Here is a 19,005-nt window from a genome sequence, read left to right as displayed (position 1 = left end):
TCTCCACGAAGAAGTGAAAGGCACCCCCATGAACAAGCGTGTCCGGCGTGGGCTCAGCGCCCTCGCCATCGGCGTCACCGCCGCGATCGCCCTCGCCGCCTGCGCGTCCGGCGGATCGTCCTCCGGTGGTTCGTCCGACGACATCACCAAGGCCTTGAAGGACGGTGGCACCCTGACCTACTGGTCCTGGACCCCGTCCGCCAAGGCCCAGGTCGCCGCGTTCGAGAAGCAGTACCCCAAGGTGAAGGTCAAGCTCGTCAACGCCGGCACCGGCGCCGACCAGTACACCAAGCTGCAGAACACCGTGAAGGCCGGCTCGGGCGCCCCCGACGTCGCCCAGGTCGAGTACTTCGCGCTGCCGCAGTTCGCCCTGTCCGACTCGCTCCTCGACCTGTCCGGCTACGGCTTCGACTCGCTCGAGGACAAGTTCGCGAAGAGCACCTGGAGCTCGGTGTCGATCGACGACAAGGTCTACGGCCTGCCGCAGGACTCCGGCCCCATGGCGCTGTTCTACAACAAGACGGTCTTCGACAAGCACGACATCGCCGTGCCGAAGACGTGGGACGAGTACGTCGCCGCCGCGAAGAAGCTGCACAAGGCCGACCCGAACGCGTACATCGCGGCCGACTCCGGCGACGCCGGCTTCACCACGAGCATGATCGCCCAGGCCGGTGGCACCCCGTTCACCACCGACGGCGACAAGGTCACGATCAACCTGCAGGACGCCGGCAGCAAGAAGTGGACGAGCACCTGGAACGAGCTCGTCGAGCAGGGCCTGCTGTCGAAGACGGTCGGCTGGACCGACGACTGGTACAAGCAGCTCGGCAACGGCGAGATCGCCACGATGATCACCGGCGCCTGGATGCCCGGCAACCTGGAGTCCGGCGTCGCCCAGGCCTCGGGTGACTGGCGCGTCGCCCCGATGCCGACCTACGACGGTGGCACCGCCCAGACCGCGAACAACGGCGGCAGCGCCGAGGTCGTCATGAAGCAGTCGAAGAACCCGGCCCTGGCCGCTGGCTTCCTGAAGTGGCTGAACTCGTCCAAGGAGTCGACCGGTGTCTTCATGAAGTCCGGTGGGTTCCCCTCGACGACCGCCGACCTCGACTCGACGGCCTTCCTCGACGAGAAGCCGTCCTACTTCGGTGGCCAGCAGATCAACAAGGTGCTCGTCGACGCGTCGAAGTCCTCGGACAACGACTTCACCTACCTGCCGTACCAGGTGTACGCGAACAGCGTCTACGCCGACACCGTCGGTCAGGCGTACGAGAACGGCACCTCGCTCGACGCCGGCCTCGAGGCCTGGCAGAAGGCGCTCGCCAAGTACGGCAAGGACCAGGGCTTCACGGTCTCGACCAAGTAGCACCGGCACCAACTCTCCGGGGTCGTGCGGACACCGTCCGCACGACCCCGCTGTCTGAAAGAGTCATCTCATGCGATTCGCCATCGGCGACACCGACTTCCTGCTCGACGGCGAGCCGCACCGGGTGCTGTCCGGCGCGATCCACTACTTCCGCGTGCACCCCGACCTGTGGGCCGACCGGATCCGCAAGGCGAAGCTGATGGGCCTCAACACCATCGAGACCTACGTCGCCTGGAACGCGCACGCGCCGTCGCCCGGCGTCTTCGACCTGACCGGCGGGCTCGACCTCGGCCGGTTCCTCGACCTGGTCGCCGCCGAGGGCATGCACGCCATCGTCCGACCCGGCCCCTACATCTGCGCGGAGTGGACCAACGGCGGCCTGCCGTACTGGCTCTTCGCCGACGGCACCGTCGGGGTCCGCCGCGACGAGCCGGGGTTCCTCGCAGCAGTCTCCTCGTACTTGCGGGCGTTGGCGCCGGTGCTGGTCCCGCGGCAGATCGACCAGGGCGGCCCGATCGTGCTCGTGCAGGTCGAGAACGAGTACGGCGCGTACGGCTCCGACCCCGTGTACCTGCAGAAGCTCGAGCAGATGCACCGGGCGATCGGGCTCACCGTCCCCTTCACGAGCGTCGACCAGCCGATGGGCACCATGCTCGAGGACGGTTCGCTGCCCTCGCTGCACAAGACCGGCTCGTTCGGCTCGCGGTCCGCCGCGCGCCTCGAGCGGCTCCGCCAGGCCCAGCCCACCGGCCCCCTGATGTGCTCCGAGTTCTGGGACGGCTGGTTCGACAGCTGGGGCGAGCACCACCACACCACACCGGCGGCTGCCTCGGCATCGGACCTCGACGTCCTGCTCGCCGCCGGCGGCTCGGTGAACATCTACATGTTCCACGGCGGCACGAACTTCGGCTTCACGAACGGCGCGAACGACAAGGGCGTGTACCGACCGATCGCGACGTCGTACGACTACGACGCGCCGCTCGACGAGGCCGGACGGCCCACCCCGAAGTTCCACGCCTTCCGCGCGGTCATCGAGCGCTACGCGCCCGTGGCGCCGCTGCCGGCGTCGATGGAGCCGGGTGGGTCGGGTCGCCTTGAATCGTATGACCATTCGGGCGACCGGGAGGCCCGGGTCATCCCCGCCACGGACCTCGCCGTCCGTCTCGACCGCGTCGCGTCGCTCCGCTCCCTGCTGCGCACGCTCACGACGTGGTCGGCGCACGACGAGCCGCCGACGTTCGACGCCCTCGGTGCAGCCAGCGGCTTCGTGCTGTACCGGACCGAGGTCGACCTGCCCACCGGCGGTGTGCTGACCATCGGCGAAGAGGTCCGCGACCGCGCGGTCGTCTCCGTCGACGGTGTCGTCGTCGGCGTCCTGGAGCGCGAGCACCACGACCGTGCCATCGCCCTGCCGCCGGTGACCGGCACGCTCGAACTGCTCGTCGAGGACCAAGGACGGGTCGACTACGGCGTCCGCATCGGCGAACCGAAGGGCCTGATCGGCAGGGTCGCCGTCGACGGTGTCCCGCTGTCGCGCTGGACCGCGGCACCGTTGGCGCTCGACCCGATCGCACCGTCCGCCCTCGAGGCGCTGTCCGCCGTGGACCCGACCGACGGCGACGTGCTCGCCGGGCCCACGTTCGCCGCGGGGTCGTTCGACCTCGACGCGGTGGACGACCGCTACCTGGCGCTCGACGGCTTCCGCAAGGGTGTCGCCTGGGTCAACGGGTTCTGCCTCGGTCGGTACTGGTCGCGCGGCCCGCAGCAGACCCTGGCGATCCCCGGTCCGGTCCTGCGGCAGGGGCGGAACGACCTCGTCGTCCTCGAGCTGCACGCCGCTGCGTCCCGCACGGCCCGCCTGCTCCTCGAGCCGTCGTTGGGCCACACCGAGGGGTAGCCGCGCGTACCTGGTCGAATCGGGCATACCTGGTCGGAACTTCCGACCAAGTATGCCCGATTCCGCTTTCCAACGCAGACGTCATGGGAAGGATCAGTCGCGGTCGAGAGCGTCCAGGTCGGCGAGGGCCTGCTCGGCATCGGCGATCCGGTCGGCCTCGGGACGCGTCCACCACTCCGGGCCCCGTTCGCCGAGCCCGTGCTTCGCCAGGCCGTTCCGGTGCCGGGCCGCGGCCAGCGCCTCGTCGTCGCCCGCGCCCTTGGCCTGCTTGACGGCGTTCCGCCCGCGGCCGAGGTGGCTCCGGAGCGCCGCCGCGACGTCCTCGGCGAGCACGGGGTCAGTCCGGCGCCATCGTCGCCCGTTGACGACGAAGAAGTGGTCGTCGGGTTCGGCAGTCATGGTCCGAGTCTGCTCCGACGACTCAGGGGATGAGCCGGTCGGCCCGGTAGCGCGCGAACAGGTCGGCGAAAGCCCGCTCGGTCCGACGGAACGCGGTGAACCCGGCCTCGCGGCTCTTCCCCATGTCGGTGACGACCTCCATCGCGCGACCGAGGTCGGCGTCGGTGTGCCACCACGAGGCGAGGCGCGTGATGTCCGCCTCGACCAGACCGTGTCGCTCGGCGATGCCGGCCCACTCGGACTCGTACGGCGCCATCTGCTGCTCGAGCGGACGCGGCTCGTCCTGGTAGCCGACCACGCGTGCGGGGTCGACGCCGAGGTGCGCGGCCAGGCGCGGCCACATCCAGCGCCAGCGGAAGACGTCGCCGTTCACGATGTTGAAGGCCTCGTCGGCGCCCTCCGGTGCGGTCGCCGCCCAGACCATCTGCTCGGCGAGGATCCCCGCTTCGGTCATGTCGGTCAGGCCGTTCCACTGCGCCTCGCTGCCCGGGAACACGAAGTCCAGGTCGAGTTCCTTCGCCAGCGTGGCCTGCACGGCGATCGTCAGCCCCATGTTCATCGCGTTCCCGACGGCGTGTCCGATCACGGTGTGCGAGCGGTGCACGGACCACGTGAACCCCTGGCGCTCGGCAGCGGCGAAGAGCTCGTCCTCTTGCGCGTAGTAGAAGTTCGGGGTGTCGAGCCGGGGCTCTTCTTCGTGGAACGGCGTGTCCGGCATCTCGCCCGCTGCGTAAGCCTCGAACGGGCCGAGGTAGTGCTTCAGCCCGGTCACCAGTGCGACGTGCGCCAGCGGTGCGTGCGCGAGTGCTGCGAGCAGGTCACGCACCATCCCGCCGTTCACGCGGATGTTCTCCGCCTCGGTCTCCTGGCGCTGCCATGCGGTGAAGAACACGTGCGTGGGGCGTTCGTCGGCCAGGGCGGCGCCGAGGCTGTCGGGGTCGCGGAGGTCGGCGGCGACGGTCCGGACGTCCTGCTGGGAGAGCGGTCGGCGGGACAGCGCGGTCACGTCCCACCCGAGTTCGAGCAGGTGGTTCACCAGGGCGGACCCGGTGATGCCGCTCGCTCCCACGACGAGGGCTCGGGGCTGGACAGGGGTCGGTTCGGTCGATCCGGTTGCAGTCATCCCTGTGCCCAACCGACGTTGCACGGCAGGTGTTCCCTCACCGCGGGCGGCGGATGCGGATCGGGCCCTTGGCGGTCGACGGGTCGACCACGGCGCCGCCCTGTGTGATCTCGACCTCGCCACGGGCCGTCATCCGTCGAGCGGCTCGCCGGGCGGGTTCCATGAGCGGCCGCCAGTCGTCGGGATCGAGCGACCGGGCGACCTCGGACGGGCAGATGCTCGAGGTCCGTGCCCGCGCGGCGAGCAGCTCGTCGATGCGCTGCTCGAGCGCCAGGTCCGTGGCGTCGACTCCGTGCCGACGGCAGGCGGCGGAGCACCACTTCGCCTCGGGCGCGGCAGACGACGGCATCCGGCGGCCGCACCCGGCGCAGGTCCGTTCCGCGTTCGCCGACTCCGACGCAGCAGCGTCCGCTTCCGTCCTGATCGCACGTCCCATGCCCACATCCTCGTCCTGCCGTCCCTGTCCGTTCCCAGCACGGGAGCGCCCAGCACAGGCGCGGCTGGCAGCATCGGAGCGGTGAGCACCGACACCGCACCGTCCCGTCCGCCCGAGCCCGCCTGGGTCCCGCACGTCATGTGGTGGCACGTGTACCCGCTCGGGTTCGTCGGTGCGGACGTCCGCCCCGGCACGCCGGTCGACGAGCGCGTCGTCGAGCACCGCCTCGGCCGCATCGAGCCCTGGCTGGACCACGTCGTGGACCTCGGCCTGAACGGCCTGCTGCTCGGACCGGTGTTCGCGAGTTCCACGCACGGCTACGACACGGTGGACCACTTCCGCATCGACCCGCGCCTCGGCGACGACGACGACTTCGACCGCCTGGTGACCGCTGCGCACGAGCGGGGGATCCGAGTGCTGCTCGACGGCGTCTTCAACCACGTCGGCCGCGAGCACCCGGCGTTCCGGGCGCTCGAGGAACAGGGGCCGGACGCGGCGGCGGAGCTGTTCGCGATCGACTGGTCGGGGTGGACGCCGGGGCAGCCGGTGCCGGTCGGGCTGTTCGAGGGGCACGACATCCTCGTCGCGCTCGACCACGACAGCCGAGCGACCGAGGACCTGGTCGTGCAGGTGATGACGCGCTGGCTGGAGCGGGGGGTCGACGGCTGGCGACTCGACGCGGCCTACGCGGTCCCGCCGGCGTTCTGGGCGCGGGTGCTGCTGCGGGTGCGCGAGCGGTTCCCGGACGCGTGGTTCAGCGGCGAGGTCATCCACGGCGACGCGGCGACGATCGCGCGGGAGTCGACGATGGACTCGCTGACGCAGTACGAGCTGTGGCAGGGCATCTGGCACGGCATCGCGGACGGCAACGGCCACGAGACGGCGCACGCGATCGAGAGGCACGACGCCCTGCTCGGGACCTTCGCGCCGACGACCTTCATCGGCAACCACGACGTGACCCGCATCGCGAGTGCGGTGGGCGAGCAGTTCGCCGGGCACGCGGCCGCGGTGCTGTTCACGGTCGCGGGGACACCGATCGTCTACGCGGGCGACGAGTACGGCTGGACCGCCGTCAAGGAGGAACGCGAGGGCGGCGACGACGCGGTCCGACCGGAGTTCCCGCCGACACCACCGGCGGCGGGCGACCTGACCCACGCGTACGAGGCGCTCATCGCCCTGCGCCGACGCAACCCGTGGTTGCACCTGGCGCACACCGACGTCGTCCACGTGACCAACACCGCGATCGTCCTGCGGACCGCGACGTCCGACGCGGCGGTCGTGACCGCCCTGAACCTGTCGGCCGACCCCGTCGAGGTCCCCGCGGGGGATGCGGCGCAGGTCGAGGCGGGCGGTGCGGACCTGCGGGACGGAACCCTGCGCCTCCCGGCCCAGGGGTGGGCAGTCCTGTCCCGCTGAACCGAGAAAGCGACAGAAGTGCGCGGATGTTCCGCAGCACTCTGTCGCTTTCGCGGGGGCAGGGGCCGGGGCGACCCCGGAAGGACGCCCCTACTTGCGCGCGGACGCCGCCCGACGCTTGTTGAACACGTCGAACGCGACGGCGGCGAGCAGCACGAGGCCCTTGATGAGGGACTGGTACTCGGTGCCGACGCCGAGGATCGACATGCCGTTGTTGAGCAGCCCGATGATGAGACCACCGACGATGGCTCCCGGCACGGTGCCGATGCCGCCCGTGACCGCTGCACCACCGATGAACACCGCGGCGATCGCGTCGAGCTCGAAGCCGTTGCCCGCACCGGGTGCCGCCAGGTTGAGCTGACCGGTGAAGACCACGCCGGCCAGGGCCGAGATGACGCCCATGTTGACGAACAGCATGAACGTGACCCGCTTGGTCTTCACGCCGGACAGCTGCGCGGCCAGGGCGTTGCCACCGATGGCGTAGACGTGGCGGCCGAACACCGCACTCCGCATGACGACCGAGTAGATCACCACGAGCGCGCCGAGGATGACGAGCACGATCGGGGTGCCGTTGTAGCTGGCCAGCAGCAGGGCCACGTAGACGACCAGCACGACGCCGAACACGAGCTTCACGATGAACCAGGCGAACGGCTCGCTCTCGAGCTGGTACTTGCGACGCGTGGCGCGGCCGCGGAACGCGGTGACCGCCATGACGGCCGCGGCGGCGAAGCCGAGGATCATCGTGAGCGGCTCGTACCCGGTGGTGCCGAACGAGGGCAGGAAGCCGGAGCCGAGGGCACGGAACCCGTCCGGGAACGGCGAGATCTGCTGGTTGTGCAGCACGATCTGGGCCGCACCGCGGAAGGCGAGCATGCCGGCCAGGGTGACGATGAACGCCGGGATCCCGAAGTAGGCGATCCAGAAGCCCTGCCAGGCGCCGACGAGCGCGCCGACGACCAGGCAGAGCACGACGGCGATCGGCCACGGGACGTGCCACTGCGTGATCATCACGCCGGCCATGGCGCCGGTGAAGGCGACGACCGACCCGACGGACAGGTCGATGTGCCCGGCGATGATGACCATCACCATGCCGATGGCGAGGATCAGGATGTAGCTGTTCTGGACGATCAGGTTCGAGACGTTGATCGGGGCCAGCGTGATGCCGCTGGTCGTCACCTGGAAGAAGATGACGATGACGATCAGCGCGATGAACAGGCCGATCTGACGGAGCTGCCCGGTGAGGTAGCCGGCGGCGGACTTAAGCGCGTTCATTGACAGGGGTCTCCCGTTCCTGGGTCATGTACTGCATGAGGACCTCTGGCGTGGCCTCGGAGCGGGGCACGTCAGCGGTGATCGTGCCCTCGGAGAGCGTGTAGATGCGGTCGCAGATGCCGAGGAGCTCCGGGAGCTCCGAGGAGATCACGATGACCCCCTTGCCCTGGTCCGCGAGGCTGTTGATGATCGTGTAGATCTCGTACTTCGCACCGACGTCGATGCCGCGGGTCGGCTCGTCGAGGATGAGCACGTCCGGATCGGTGTACATCCACTTCGACAGGACGACCTTCTGCTGGTTGCCGCCGGAGAGCTTCCCGGTGACGACGTCGACGTTCGGTGCCTTGATGTTGAGGTTCTTCAGGAACTGCCCGGCGACGGTGGTCTCCTCGGACGCGTTGACGAAGCCCCAGTTCGCGAGCTTGCCGAGCGCCGACCCGGAGATGTTCCGCTTGATGTCGTCGATCAGGTTCAGGCCGTAGCGCTTGCGGTCCTCGGTGACGTACGCGATGCCGTGGTCGATCGCCTGCGACACCGTGTGCGTCTTGATCGGGGTGCCGCGCTTGTAGACGGTCCCGCTGATCCCGGATCCGTACGACCGGCCGAAGACGCTCATCGCGAGTTCGGTCCGCCCGGCACCCATGAGCCCGGCGATGCCGACGATCTCACCGGCACGCACGTTCAGGTCGACCTGGTGGATGATCTCGCGCGAGCCGTCGAGCGGGTGGTGGACCGTCCAGTCCTCGATCCGCAGGAGCTCCTCGCCGATCTGCGGCTCGTGCTCGGGGTACCGGTTCGACAGGTCGCGGCCGACCATGCCGCGGATGATGCGGTCCTCGGACACGTCGTCGGCGTGCATGTCGAGCGTCTCGATGGTCTTGCCGTCGCGGATGATCGTGACGTTGTCCGCAATCGCCTTGATCTCGTTGAGCTTGTGGCTGATGATGATCGCCGTCATGCCCTCGGCCTGCAGCGAGCGGATGAGCTCGAGCAGGTGCGCGGAGTCGTCGTCGTTCAGGGCCGCGGTGGGCTCGTCGAGGATGAGGAGCTTGACCTCCTTCGAGAGCGCCTTCGCGATCTCGACGAGCTGCTGCTTCCCGACACCGATGTCCACGATCTTCGTGACCGGGTTGTCCTTGAGGCCGACGCGCTGCAGGAGCTCGGCAGCCGCCAGGTTCGTCTTGTTCCAGTCGATGAAGCCGCCCTTGGACCGCTCGTTGCCGAGGAAGATGTTCTCGGCGATCGACAGGAACGGGCTCAGCGCGAGCTCCTGGTGGATGATGACGACGCCAGCGGCCTCGGAGTCGTTGATGTTCGCGAACGAGACGGGTGCGCCGTCGAGCAGGATCTCGCCCTCGAAGGAACCGTGCGGGTAGACGCCCGACAGCACCTTCATGAGGGTCGACTTGCCGGCGCCGTTCTCGCCGCAGATCGCGTGGACCTGGCCGCGCTCGACCTCGATCGAGACGCCCTGCAGGGCCTTCACACCGGGGAACGTCTTGGTGATGTCACGCATCTCGAGGATCGTGTCCGTCACGTCGACCGCCTTCCGTAGTGCGCGCCGTGGCGCGCGGATGGGGCGGACGGGAGGCACGGGGCGGGGTCGACCCGTGCCTCCTGTCCGACAGGTGGGTTGCGACTACTTCAGGTCGGCTTCGGTGTAGTAGCCGGAGTCGACGAGGACTTCCTTGTAGTTGTCCTTGGTGACGACCGTCGGCTGGAACAGGAAGGTCGGGACGACCTTGACCTTGTTGTCGTAGCTCTTCGTGTCGTTGACCTCGGGCTTGTCGCCGCTGAGCAGGTCCTCGGCCATGGTGACCGACTGCTTCGCGAGCTTGCGCGTGTCCTTGTAGATGGTCGAGTACTGCTGACCGGCGATGATCGACTTGACCGAGGCGGCCTCAGCGTCCTGACCCGTCACGATCGGGAGCGGACGGTCACTGGTGCCGTAACCGGCGCCCTGCAGCGCCGAGATGATGCCGATCGAGATGCCGTCGTACGGCGAGAGCACGCCGTCCAGCGTGGTGCCGCCCGAGTAGGACTTGGCGACCAGGTTCTGCATGCGGGCCTTGGCGGTCGCCGGGTCCCACTGCTGCGTGGCGGCCTGGGACAGCGAGTCCTGCCCGGACTGGATCTTCAGCGTGCCGTCCTCGAGGTACGGCTTGAGGGTCTTCATGGCGCCGTTGAAGAAGAAGCCCGCGTTGTTGTCGTCGAGCGAGCCGGCGAAGACCTCGATGTTGAACGGGCCCTTCTTGCCGGTCTTCTCGCCCTTGTCGTCCAGGACGCCGAGGCCGGTGAGCAGGCTGGTGGCCTGGTCGACGCCGACCTTCTCGTTGTCGAACGACACGTAGTAGTCGACGTTCTTGTTGCCCGTCAGCAGGCGGTCGTAGGAGATCACCTTGATGCCGGCCTTGGCGGCGGCGTCGAGCTGGTCGGAGAGCGCGCCACCGTCGATCGACGCGATGATCAGGACCTTCGCGCCCTTCGTGATCATGTTGCTGACCTGCTGGGCCTGCTGCTGGACCTTGTTGTCGCCGTACTCGAGGTCGACCTTGTAACCGGCCTTCTCGAGGTCGCTCTTGACGGCGTTGCCGTCCTTGATCCAGCGTTCGGAGACCTTGGTCGGCATCGCGACGCCGACGAGTGCGCCCTTGTTGTCGGAGCTGCTGCCGCCGCCGTCGGTGGACGCACGGCCGCCGGCCGAGCAACCGGCAAGGGCGATGGCGATGCCGAGGGCTGCGACGCCCGCGACGATCTTGCGCTTCATCATCGAAGTACCTCTGTTCCTGCGCGTCGACATCGACGCGCTCGGGTGCCGGGGCTGCTGTGCCCCGAGGGATGTTGCTCGAAGTGAGCGCTCACATAATGGGGGATTCCGTTACGGGGTGTCAACTCGTCGTGACCGTTTCGCGATCTTGTCGCGCGGACCGGACTGCGCGGTACGGTTGGCCACGTGACGACCACGACCGCCCCAGAGGGCACGGGCGGCAAACGCCGGAAGGCGCCGACGATCTTCGACGTCGCCGAACGCGCGGGCGTCTCGCACCAGACCGTCTCCCGCGTGATCAACGGCGACCCGACCGTGCGGGACGCCTTCCGCACCCAGGTCACCGACGCCGTCGTCGAGCTCGGGTACCGTCCTCGCGCCGCCGCCCGGGCGCTCGCCGGGGGCCGCAGCCGTGCGCTCGGCATCATCACCGCGGGCGACGCCCTGTACGGTCCGTCGAGCACCGCGATCGGCTTCGAACGTGCGGCGCGGTCAGCCGGCTACCACGTGTTGCTCTCCACCCTGCCAGAGGACCCGACGCCGACGGACCTGACCGGCGCGCTCACGACACTGCTCGCGCAGGACGTCGCGGCGATCGTGCTCGTCGCCGCGGACAACCGGGTGCTCGACGCCCTCGCGTCGCTCACCGTGCCGGTCACCGTGCCCGTGGTCGTGTCGAACGCCGTGCAGCGCGACGCGGTCCGGACCCCGGTGGCGCCGACCGTCGCCGCGGTCGCGATCGACCAGGCCGCGGGGACCGAACTCGTCATGCAGCACCTGTTCGACCACGGACACCGCCGGATCGTGCACATCGCGGGGCCGCACGTCTCGCAGGAGTCCGAGGTCCGCCGGGCCACCTACGTGCGGATCATGCAGCAGGCGGGTCTCGAACCCGTCGTGCTCGAGGGCGACTGGACCCCGGCGAGCGGGTTCGCGGCTGCACGGCACATCGACGTGACGGTCGTCGATGCGGTGTTCGCCGGCAACGACCAGATGGCGCTCGGGGTGCTGCACGCCTTCGCCGACGAGGGGCTGCGCGTGCCCGACGACATCGCGGTGGTCGGGTTCGACGACGTGCCAGAGGCCGCGCACTTCACGCCGCCGCTGACCACCGTGCGGCAGGACTTCCGGGCCATGGGGGAGCGGGTGCTCGACACCGTGCGGGCCCTGGTCGAGGGGGAGCCCCGCGACGAGACGCTGCTGGCCCCCGAGCTCGTGGTGCGGCGGAGCGCCTAGCTCGGCGGACCTCGCACGGTGCGAGGGGTGGTGTCGAACGGTGCGAGGTTCCGTGCTCCGTGCGAGCCACCGGGCCTGGCACGGAGTACGGAACCTCGCACCGGAGCGGACCCTCGCACGGTGCGGGGCAGGCGCGGCCTGAAGGGCTGACCCGACCGTCAGCCCTTCAGCGCGCCCGACGACAGGCCCGCGACGTAGAACCGCTGCAGCCCGACGTAGAGCGCGATGCACGGGATCATCGCCACCACCGACCCGGCGACGAGGTTGCCGTACGACACCTGCCCGTACGCCCCGGTCTGCAGGTTGAGCAGCGCCACCGGCAGCGTGTAGAGCGAGTCCTTCGTCAGGAACGTCAGCGCCCCGAGGAACTCCGTCCACGACGCCAGGAACGCGTACAGCGCGGCGGTCGCGGCGCCGGGCAGCAGGAGCGGGCGGAGCACGGACACGACGACCCGGAAGCGGGACGCCCCGTCGACGAACGCCGAGTCCTCGAGCTCGGTCGGGATCGACTCGAACGCGTTCCGCATCACGAACACCCCGAACGGCAGGTTCACCGTCGTGTAGAACAGCACGAGCCCGAGCAGCGAGTTCGTGAGCTTCATGGCGTTCATCTCGAGGTACAGCGGGGTGAGGATCGCCTGGAACGGCACCATCATCGTCAGCAGCACCAGGCCGAAGACGATGCCCGACCCGCGGAACCGGAAGCGGGCGAACCCGTACCCGGCCATCGTCGCGATCACGGCGGTCAGCACCGCGGTGGCGATCGACACGATCAACGAGTTGAACACGCCGGTCAGCAGGTGCGACGACGAGCTGAACACCGCCGCGAAGTTCTGCCAGCCGAGCTGGAAGAAGGTCGCGGGGTCGGCGGCCTGCGTGATGACGGCCTCGGACTGGAACGCCCGCAGGATCGACCACAGCAGCGGGACACCGAAGACGAGCACCGACCCGACGCCGGCGATCACGTACAGGGTGCGCTTGACGGCGGTGTCGCGGGGGTGCCGGACGCTGCCCTGGTGGTGGCGTCGACGGCGTCCGTCACCAGTTGTGGTCAGCGTACGGGTGGACAGGTCCGGCGCCGCGAGGCCGGCACGGGAGGTCGTGGTGCTCATGGCTCAGTCCTTCTCTCGCAGTGCCCAGAACTGGAACACCGTGACGGCGGCGATGACGACGACCAGGGCGATCGACTCGGCGGTCGCGGCGCCGAGCTGCAGGTTGACGAAGCCACGGTTGTAGATCGCGTTGACGATCGTCGTGGTCTCGGTCCCCGGCCCGCCCTGGGTCAGGATGTAGAACTGGTTGAACGCGAGCAGCGAACCGATCACCGAGATGATGGCGCTGAGGGCGATGGTCGAGCGGATCATCGGCAGGGTGATGAGCCGTTCGGTCTGCCACCAGGACGCGCCTTCGAGCTGGGCGGACTCGTACACCTCGTCGGGGATGCCCTGCATGGCCGACATCAGGAGCACCATCGTCAGGCCGGACACCGCCCAGACCACGAGCACGCAGATGAGCAGCGTGGCGAGGGGGCCGTTGACGAGCCAGGCGGTGCTGCCGTCGGTGATGCCGAGCCAGCGGAGCACCATGTTCACGGCTCCGGAGTTCGGCTGCGCCTCGAGCACGAGCATGAACGACAGCGTGGTCAGGCCGACGACGTACGGCAGGAAGAACACCGTCCGCAGCAGGGTGCTGCCCCGTCGCCGTGCCCGGATGAGCACCGCCAGGAAGTAGCCGAGCACCAGGATCGGCACCGTCACGATCGCGGTGTACAGCAGCGTGTACCCGATGGCGTGCACGAACGTCGGGTCCTGGAACAGCGTCAGGTAGTTCTGCAGCCCGATGAACCGGTACGGGCCGATCAGGGGCCAGTTCGTGAACGAGATGTAGAGCGCGAACACGAGCGGCGCGAGGACGAACACCGCGACGAAGACGATCGCCGGGGTGACGAGCACGGCGCCGGCGCGCGGCGGGTGCGTGAGCGACCCGCGGGACGGCCCCGAGCGGCCCGGGCGGCCGGCGTCGCGGCCGACGGTGGGTCGGCCGGCGCCGGTCCGTCGGTTGGAGATGGTGGTCATGTCTGCACCTCTCTGTGCTTGTCGAACTGCGGGCAACGAACGAGCGAGCGAACGAACAGGCGGACGAGCGACGGTCAGGCCTGGACCTGATCGAGGATGCGGGTGTAGTCCGCCTGCGCCGTCTTCATGGCGGCAGCGGTGCCCGAGCCGAACACCGCCTCGCGGAACATCGCGAAGTACGGCGACGACGGCTGGTTGACGAGCAGGTTGTACGCCAGGGTTTGCGGCGCGTAGCCCTTGTCGATGGCGTCGAGCGGGCCGAACGCCAACGGGAACCGCTTCCGGTACTCGGGTGTCGCGGCGTCGGAACGGGTGGGGAAGTACCCGCCGTCGGGCAGTGCCTGCTGTTGCTGCAGGCCGTTCGCGTACTGCATGAACGCCCAGCCGCCGGACGGGTTCGCCGCGCCGTTCGGGATGCACATGTTGTCGCCGCCGTCGAAGAACGACCGCTGGCCGTCCCACGACGGGATGAGCACCGTCTGCATCTTCGCCCGCATCGCCTTGGTGGCGGCCGGCACCGTGGCGCCGTACGAGGTCGGGAAGATCCCGACCTTGCCGGCCCGGAAGTCCGCGCCCCACGTCGTGCCGGCGTCCGAGTAGGTCGCCTTCGACAGCGCGCCGTCCTTCCAGAGCTGCCGGTAGAACTCGAGCATCCGTTCCAAGGCTTCGTTGCCGGTGATGTTCGCCGTCTGCTTGCCGACCTCGCCGGACATCATGTCGACGCCCGTCGCCCACACGTGCGGCTGCGTGACGAAGCCGATGATGCCGGCGGCGTTGCCGGAGATCGACCACCCGTAGACGTCGTCGTCGAGCTTCCGGATGGCCTTCGCCGCGTCGAGCAGCGTGGAGAGGTCCTTCGTGGAGTCCTCGACGTCGAGCCCGGCCCGGTCGAACAGCTCGGTGTTGACGAACAGCTGCGAGTTGTCCGCCAGGTAGGGCAGCCCGTAGTACCGGTCGCGGTACTCGAGCAGCCGCAGGTGTCCCGGTGAGATCGCGTCGAAGTAGTCGAGGCCCTTGACGACGTCGGTCAGGTCGGCGAACGCCTCGCGGAAGATGAACAGCTGCGAGTTGATGTCGTCGATGTCCACGACGTCCGGCGGCTCACCGCCCCGGATCGCGGTCGCGAGCTTCGTCACGTACTGACCGTCCGGCACCGGGGTCAGCTCGACCTGCAGCTTCGGGTTCGCCTTGTTGAACCCGGCCACGGCCGAGGTCAGTCCGGCCTGGGTCGCGGACCGGCACCACACGTGCACGGTGCCGGTCGCGTCCTTCCCGAAGCTCGCCACCTTCGCGTCCACCTTCGGCAGGGTGCCGGAGCACCCCGCCAGGGCGAGGGCCGCCCCGCCGGCGACGCCGCCGACCAGGAACGCTCTGCGGTCCATCACGTCACCGCGCCAGCGGGAGCCACACGCGCATCGGCGCAGCCCCGCGGTTCGCCCAGGCGTAGTAGGGAACCGCTGTCGCGGTGACGGCCGGGAGGTCCGTGGTGGCGACCTGCGAGCCGGCCGCGTCGTCGACGCTGGTCGCGCTCACGGCGTGATCCGCGCCTCCCGGTCGGGTCGCGTCCAGCCGCTGGTACGGCCACGCTGCCTGCTCGTGTGCGGCAGGGGCGTGTCCGGGCACGCGCAGCGTGACGATGCCGTCGAGGACGTCGTCGCGGCGTTCCTCGGTGATCGGGGCGGCGGCGTCGACCGTCAGGTCGTCGACCGTGAAGCCCTGCTGGTCCGCCTGCTCCACCGCGTACACGAGGGGGCCGCGCTCGATGGCGACCTGGCCGCGGGCGGCGTCGATGCGGGAGTCCGCGACGTACCGGTGCGGCGTCGTGTCGAAGGCGAGCTCGACGGTGTCCCCGGCGGTCCAGTGCCGGTCGATGACGTGCAGCGTGCCCGGCTCCGGGTGCGCGGCCCCATCCGGTCCCTGCACCGTCGTCGCGTCCGACCAGACCGGGATCCGCAGGCCGAGGGCGAGCAGGCCGTCCTCGGTGACCGTGACGACCACGTGGCCGTCGTGCGGGTAGCCCGTCTCGACCGACACCGGGCCGAGGTCCGCGGTCGCGTACTGGTGGATCTGCAGGCCGCCGTCGGTCGCGGTCGCCAGGTAGCCGTCCAGGCTCGCGAACGTGCGCATGATGTTCGGCGGGCAGCAGGCGCAGTCGAACCAGCCGCGGCGCCCGTGAGCGGGGGAGCGGTTCTCGTCTTGGTGCGCGTGGTCCCGCTGCTGCAGGGGGTTCACGTAGAAGTACTCGGTGCCCGCCAGGCTCACGCCGGCCAGGAACGCGTTGTACAGCAGGCGCTCGATCGCGTCGGCGTAGACCGGCTTGCCGGTGGCGAGCAGCAGGCGCCACGCCCACTGCACACCGCCGATCGCCGCGCAGGTCTCGGCGTAGCCGCGGTCGGTCGGCAGCTCGTAGGGGTCGCCGAACGCCTCCCAGTCCCAGCGCGCCCCGAGGCCGCCGGTGATGAACGCCTTCGTCGCCATCATGTCGGCGAACTGGCGCTCGCTCGCGGCCAGCAGCTCGGTGTCGCCGGTCTCGATCGCGACGTCGACGGCGCCGGCTGCCAGGTACACGGCGCGGACGGCGTGGCCCTCGACGGTCGTGGCCTGCCGGCTCGGCACCCGGTCGGAGAAGTACGTCGGCTCGCCGCCGGCGCGCTCGATGATGCCCGTGCCGCGGGCGTCGACGAACCAGTGCGCCAGGTCGAGGTAGTCGCGGTTGCCGGTCTCGCGGTACAGCTCGACGAGGCCCATCTCGACGACGGGGTGGCCGTCGACGTCGCGGGTCTTCGGCGTGCCGTCCGGTGCGGTGCCGTCGCCGAACGTGCGGACGAGGTGGTCGGCGTTCTTGACCGCGACGTCGAGCAGACCGGTGTCGCCCGTCGCGCGGTGCTGCGCCACGGCCGCCTGGTACAGGTGCCCGGCGCAGTACATCTCGTGGCTCCACTTGAGGTCCGTGTACCGCTCGCCCTTGCCGCGGATCTGCTGCACGGAGTCGAGGTAGCCGTCGTCGGCCTGCGCCTGGGCGTACAGGGCGGTGACCTCGCGCTGCAGTTCGAGCAGGTCCTCGGACGGGGCGCGGCCGTACTCCCACGCCACCGCCTCGAGCCACTTCGTCACGTCCGAGTCCATGAAGATCGGACCGGTGGCCTCACCCTCCTCGAGCCCGGCGGCGATGCGCAGGTTGCGGAAGTTGCCGGCGGTCTCGAGCAGGGCGTACCCGCCGCGGACCGCGTCACGGCCGTTGCGCTCCTGCCGGAGTGCCCAGAAGCCGCCGGTGATCCGGGCGTCGCCCGTCGGCAGGGGCCGGAGCGTGAGGTGCGCGTCGGCGGTCGGGAGGACCGGGGTCGCGGTGTGCGCACGGCTGTCGGTCGCGAGCGTGGTGGTCATGTCGCCTCCTTGCGATGTGACGGGGACCGTCCCGGTGCCGCCGTTCGTGCAGCGTTTCGGAAAACGGTTTCTGCGGTGGACGTTACGACACTGGTCTTCGCCGCGCAAGAGGAGTGCTGGGTTTTCTGCGTATGCTCGTCATCACGTCCCGCGATCCGGAAAGGAACTTGCCGTGACCCTCGAGCGCACCGGTGTCGACCGCGGCACGCAGCCCGTCCGGATCACCGACGTCGCCGCGCTCGCCGGGGTGTCGATCGGCACGGCGTCGAAGGCGCTCAACGGCACCGGGCAGCTCCGCGACTCCACGCGCGCACGGGTCAAGGACGCCGCCGAGAAGCTCGGGTTCGTCGGCGACGCCCGGGCCCGGGCACTGTCCTCCGGCCGGACCTACACCGTCGGCATGATCACCACCGACTCGTTCGGCCGGTTCGCGATCCCGGTGCTGCTCGGCGCCGAGGACGCCCTGTCTGCCGGGCAGATGGCCGTCCTGCTGTGCGACACCCGCGACGACCACGTCCGCGAGGCCCACTACCTCCGTTCGCTCGCCGCCCGCGGGGTCGACGGCATCATCGTGACCGGTCGCTCCGCTGATCCCCGGCCGCCGATCGACGTGTCCATCCCCGTTGTCTACGCGTTCACGCCGTCGACCTCGGCGGAGGACGTGTCGATCACGCTCGACGACTCCGCCGGGTCTGCCATCGTCGCCTCGCACGTGCTGACGCTCGGTCTCTCCCGGGTCGCGATCGTGACCGGGCCGCAGCGCCACCAGTCGGCGGTGCGTCGCGTGTCCGGCGCGACGTCGGTGCTCGGATCTCGTCTGGTCACGCCGCCCCTGTTCGGCGAGTGGTCGGAACGGTGGGGGCGCCAGGCCGTCGACGTGCTCGCGCGGCAGTCGCCCGACGTCGACGCGATCGTGTGCGGCAGCGACCAGATCGCCCGCGGCGTGTGCGATCGGCTGCGGGAGCTCGGGCGCTCGGTCCCCGGCGAGGTGGCGGTCACCGGATTCGACGACTGGGACGTGATGGCCCTGGCCTGCCGGCCGCCGCTGACGACCGTGGACCTGCGGCTCGAGGAGCTCGGGCGCGTGGCGGGGCAGGCGTTGCTCGGGCTGATCGACGGCGGGGGTGCGGCCTCGGCGACGGTGACCCCGTCCCTCGTCATCCGCGAGAGCACCGCCGGCGCGTAGGGCGCCGCGCCCGCGCTCCCCGCCCGCGCTCCCCGCCCCGAGGTTCCGAAATCTCGGCATCTGGGCGCGGATCCGAGGCGTTCGTGGAACCTCGGCGTACCGCGGGCGGCGAGTTGTGGAACCTCGGCGGAAGAGAGTGGGCGCGCCATCGCCGGAGGTGGGCTGGACGGGCGCGCTCGAGAACGCTCCCGGAGTGCCCGGCCCGGAGTTCCCGGTCCGAGCTGCCTCGCCGCCCGGGGGTCCAAGATTTCGGCATCTGGGCGCGGATGCGCGGCGTTCGTGGAACCTCGGCGTACCGCGGGCGGCGAGTTGTGGAACCTCGGCGCAACGCAAGCGGCGAGTTGTAGAACCTGGGCGTACCGCGGGCGGGGAGTGTGGAACGTCGGCGCACCTCGGCGGGCGAGCGGGGCGCTCATGCGGCAGGCGCGGAGCGGACGGCGCGCCCGGACGT

General features: G+C 69.9%; 15 protein-coding genes. 5 read left to right on the top strand and 10 right to left on the bottom strand.

Annotated elements, in window-relative coordinates:
* The first annotated feature begins 28 nt into the window (after positions 1-28).
* A complete protein-coding gene (locus tag ITJ59_RS07845) occupies positions 29-1,363 on the top strand; it encodes an ABC transporter substrate-binding protein (RefSeq protein ID WP_194650553.1) in 1,335 nt (444 codons plus the stop codon).
* Positions 1,364-1,433: 70 nt separating this feature from the next.
* Positions 1,434-3,260, top strand: a complete 1,827-nt coding sequence (locus ITJ59_RS07840) for a glycoside hydrolase family 35 protein (RefSeq protein ID WP_194650552.1) — start codon at positions 1,434-1,436, stop codon at positions 3,258-3,260.
* A 93-nt stretch (positions 3,261-3,353) separates the two neighbouring features.
* Here ITJ59_RS07840 and ITJ59_RS07835 read toward each other — a convergent pair whose 3' ends face one another.
* The 3 genes from ITJ59_RS07835 to ITJ59_RS07825 are packed head-to-tail and all read right to left on the bottom strand — an operon-like array spanning position 3,354 to position 5,218.
* Positions 3,354-3,659 carry a biopolymer transporter Tol gene (locus tag ITJ59_RS07835; RefSeq protein ID WP_194650551.1) on the bottom strand — a complete coding sequence of 102 codons (306 nt, stop codon included), beginning with the start codon at positions 3,657-3,659 and terminating at the stop codon, positions 3,354-3,356.
* A 22-nt stretch (positions 3,660-3,681) separates the two neighbouring features.
* The gene (locus ITJ59_RS07830) at positions 3,682-4,782 is read right to left on the bottom strand and encodes an SDR family oxidoreductase (RefSeq protein ID WP_194650550.1); all 1,101 of its coding nucleotides are present in this window, start codon (positions 4,780-4,782) and stop codon (positions 3,682-3,684) included.
* 37 nt (positions 4,783-4,819) lie between these two features.
* Positions 4,820-5,218, bottom strand: a complete 399-nt coding sequence (locus ITJ59_RS07825) for a DUF3253 domain-containing protein (RefSeq protein ID WP_194650549.1) — start codon at positions 5,216-5,218, stop codon at positions 4,820-4,822.
* A gap of 81 nt (positions 5,219-5,299) precedes the next feature.
* Here ITJ59_RS07825 and ITJ59_RS07820 point away from each other — a divergent pair, with 81 nt between their 5' ends.
* Positions 5,300-6,634, top strand: a complete 1,335-nt coding sequence (locus ITJ59_RS07820; protein ID WP_323749446.1) for an alpha-amylase family glycosyl hydrolase — start codon at positions 5,300-5,302, stop codon at positions 6,632-6,634.
* 90 nt (positions 6,635-6,724) lie between these two features.
* On the opposite strand, the gene mmsB is transcribed toward ITJ59_RS07820, so the two are convergent.
* The 3 genes from mmsB to chvE all read right to left on the bottom strand — a co-directional run bounded on the left by mmsB (position 6,725) and on the right by chvE (position 10,676).
* Positions 6,725-7,906, bottom strand: a complete 1,182-nt coding sequence (gene mmsB, locus ITJ59_RS07815; protein WP_194650548.1) for a multiple monosaccharide ABC transporter permease — start codon at positions 7,904-7,906, stop codon at positions 6,725-6,727.
* Positions 7,893-9,443 carry a multiple monosaccharide ABC transporter ATP-binding protein gene (gene mmsA, locus ITJ59_RS07810; RefSeq protein WP_194650547.1) on the bottom strand — a complete coding sequence of 517 codons (1,551 nt, stop codon included), beginning with the start codon at positions 9,441-9,443 and terminating at the stop codon, positions 7,893-7,895. The genes mmsB and mmsA overlap by 14 nt, the downstream gene beginning before the upstream one ends.
* Positions 9,444-9,545: 102 nt before the next feature.
* A complete protein-coding gene (gene chvE, locus ITJ59_RS07805; protein WP_194650546.1) occupies positions 9,546-10,676 on the bottom strand; it encodes a multiple monosaccharide ABC transporter substrate-binding protein in 1,131 nt (376 codons plus the stop codon).
* Positions 10,677-10,859: 183 nt separating this feature from the next.
* Here chvE and ITJ59_RS07800 point away from each other — a divergent pair, with 183 nt between their 5' ends.
* Positions 10,860-11,909 carry a substrate-binding domain-containing protein gene (locus tag ITJ59_RS07800; RefSeq protein WP_194650545.1) on the top strand — a complete coding sequence of 350 codons (1,050 nt, stop codon included), beginning with the start codon at positions 10,860-10,862 and terminating at the stop codon, positions 11,907-11,909.
* Positions 11,910-12,067: 158 nt separating this feature from the next.
* Here ITJ59_RS07800 and ITJ59_RS07795 read toward each other — a convergent pair whose 3' ends face one another.
* The 4 genes from ITJ59_RS07795 to ITJ59_RS07780 all read right to left on the bottom strand — a co-directional run bounded on the left by ITJ59_RS07795 (position 12,068) and on the right by ITJ59_RS07780 (position 17,368).
* Positions 12,068-13,021: a carbohydrate ABC transporter permease gene (locus ITJ59_RS07795; RefSeq protein WP_123291928.1), complete on the bottom strand. Its 954-nt coding sequence runs from the start codon at positions 13,019-13,021 to the stop codon at positions 12,068-12,070.
* A 3-nt stretch (positions 13,022-13,024) separates the two neighbouring features.
* Entirely contained in the window at positions 13,025-13,984 is a 960-nt protein-coding gene (locus ITJ59_RS07790) for a carbohydrate ABC transporter permease (protein WP_194650544.1), read from the bottom strand.
* 74 nt (positions 13,985-14,058) lie between these two features.
* Positions 14,059-15,366 carry an ABC transporter substrate-binding protein gene (locus ITJ59_RS07785; RefSeq protein WP_194650543.1) on the bottom strand — a complete coding sequence of 436 codons (1,308 nt, stop codon included), beginning with the start codon at positions 15,364-15,366 and terminating at the stop codon, positions 14,059-14,061.
* Positions 15,367-15,370: 4 nt separating this feature from the next.
* Positions 15,371-17,368: a glycoside hydrolase family 127 protein gene (locus ITJ59_RS07780; RefSeq protein ID WP_194650542.1), complete on the bottom strand. Its 1,998-nt coding sequence runs from the start codon at positions 17,366-17,368 to the stop codon at positions 15,371-15,373.
* Between the two features lie 172 nt (positions 17,369-17,540).
* On the opposite strand from ITJ59_RS07780, the gene ITJ59_RS07775 reads away from it, so the two are divergent.
* Positions 17,541-18,554, top strand: coding sequence for a LacI family DNA-binding transcriptional regulator (locus ITJ59_RS07775; RefSeq protein WP_194650541.1), 1,014 nt, complete (start codon positions 17,541-17,543; stop codon positions 18,552-18,554).
* Positions 18,555-19,005: the final 451 nt, after the last annotated feature.

It is taken from the genome of Curtobacterium sp. VKM Ac-1393 (assembly GCF_015350995.1).
GTDB lineage: Bacteria > Actinomycetota > Actinomycetes > Actinomycetales > Microbacteriaceae > Curtobacterium.
Note: the sequence above shows the minus strand (reverse complement) of the source record. Positions and strands in the feature narration are given on the sequence as shown.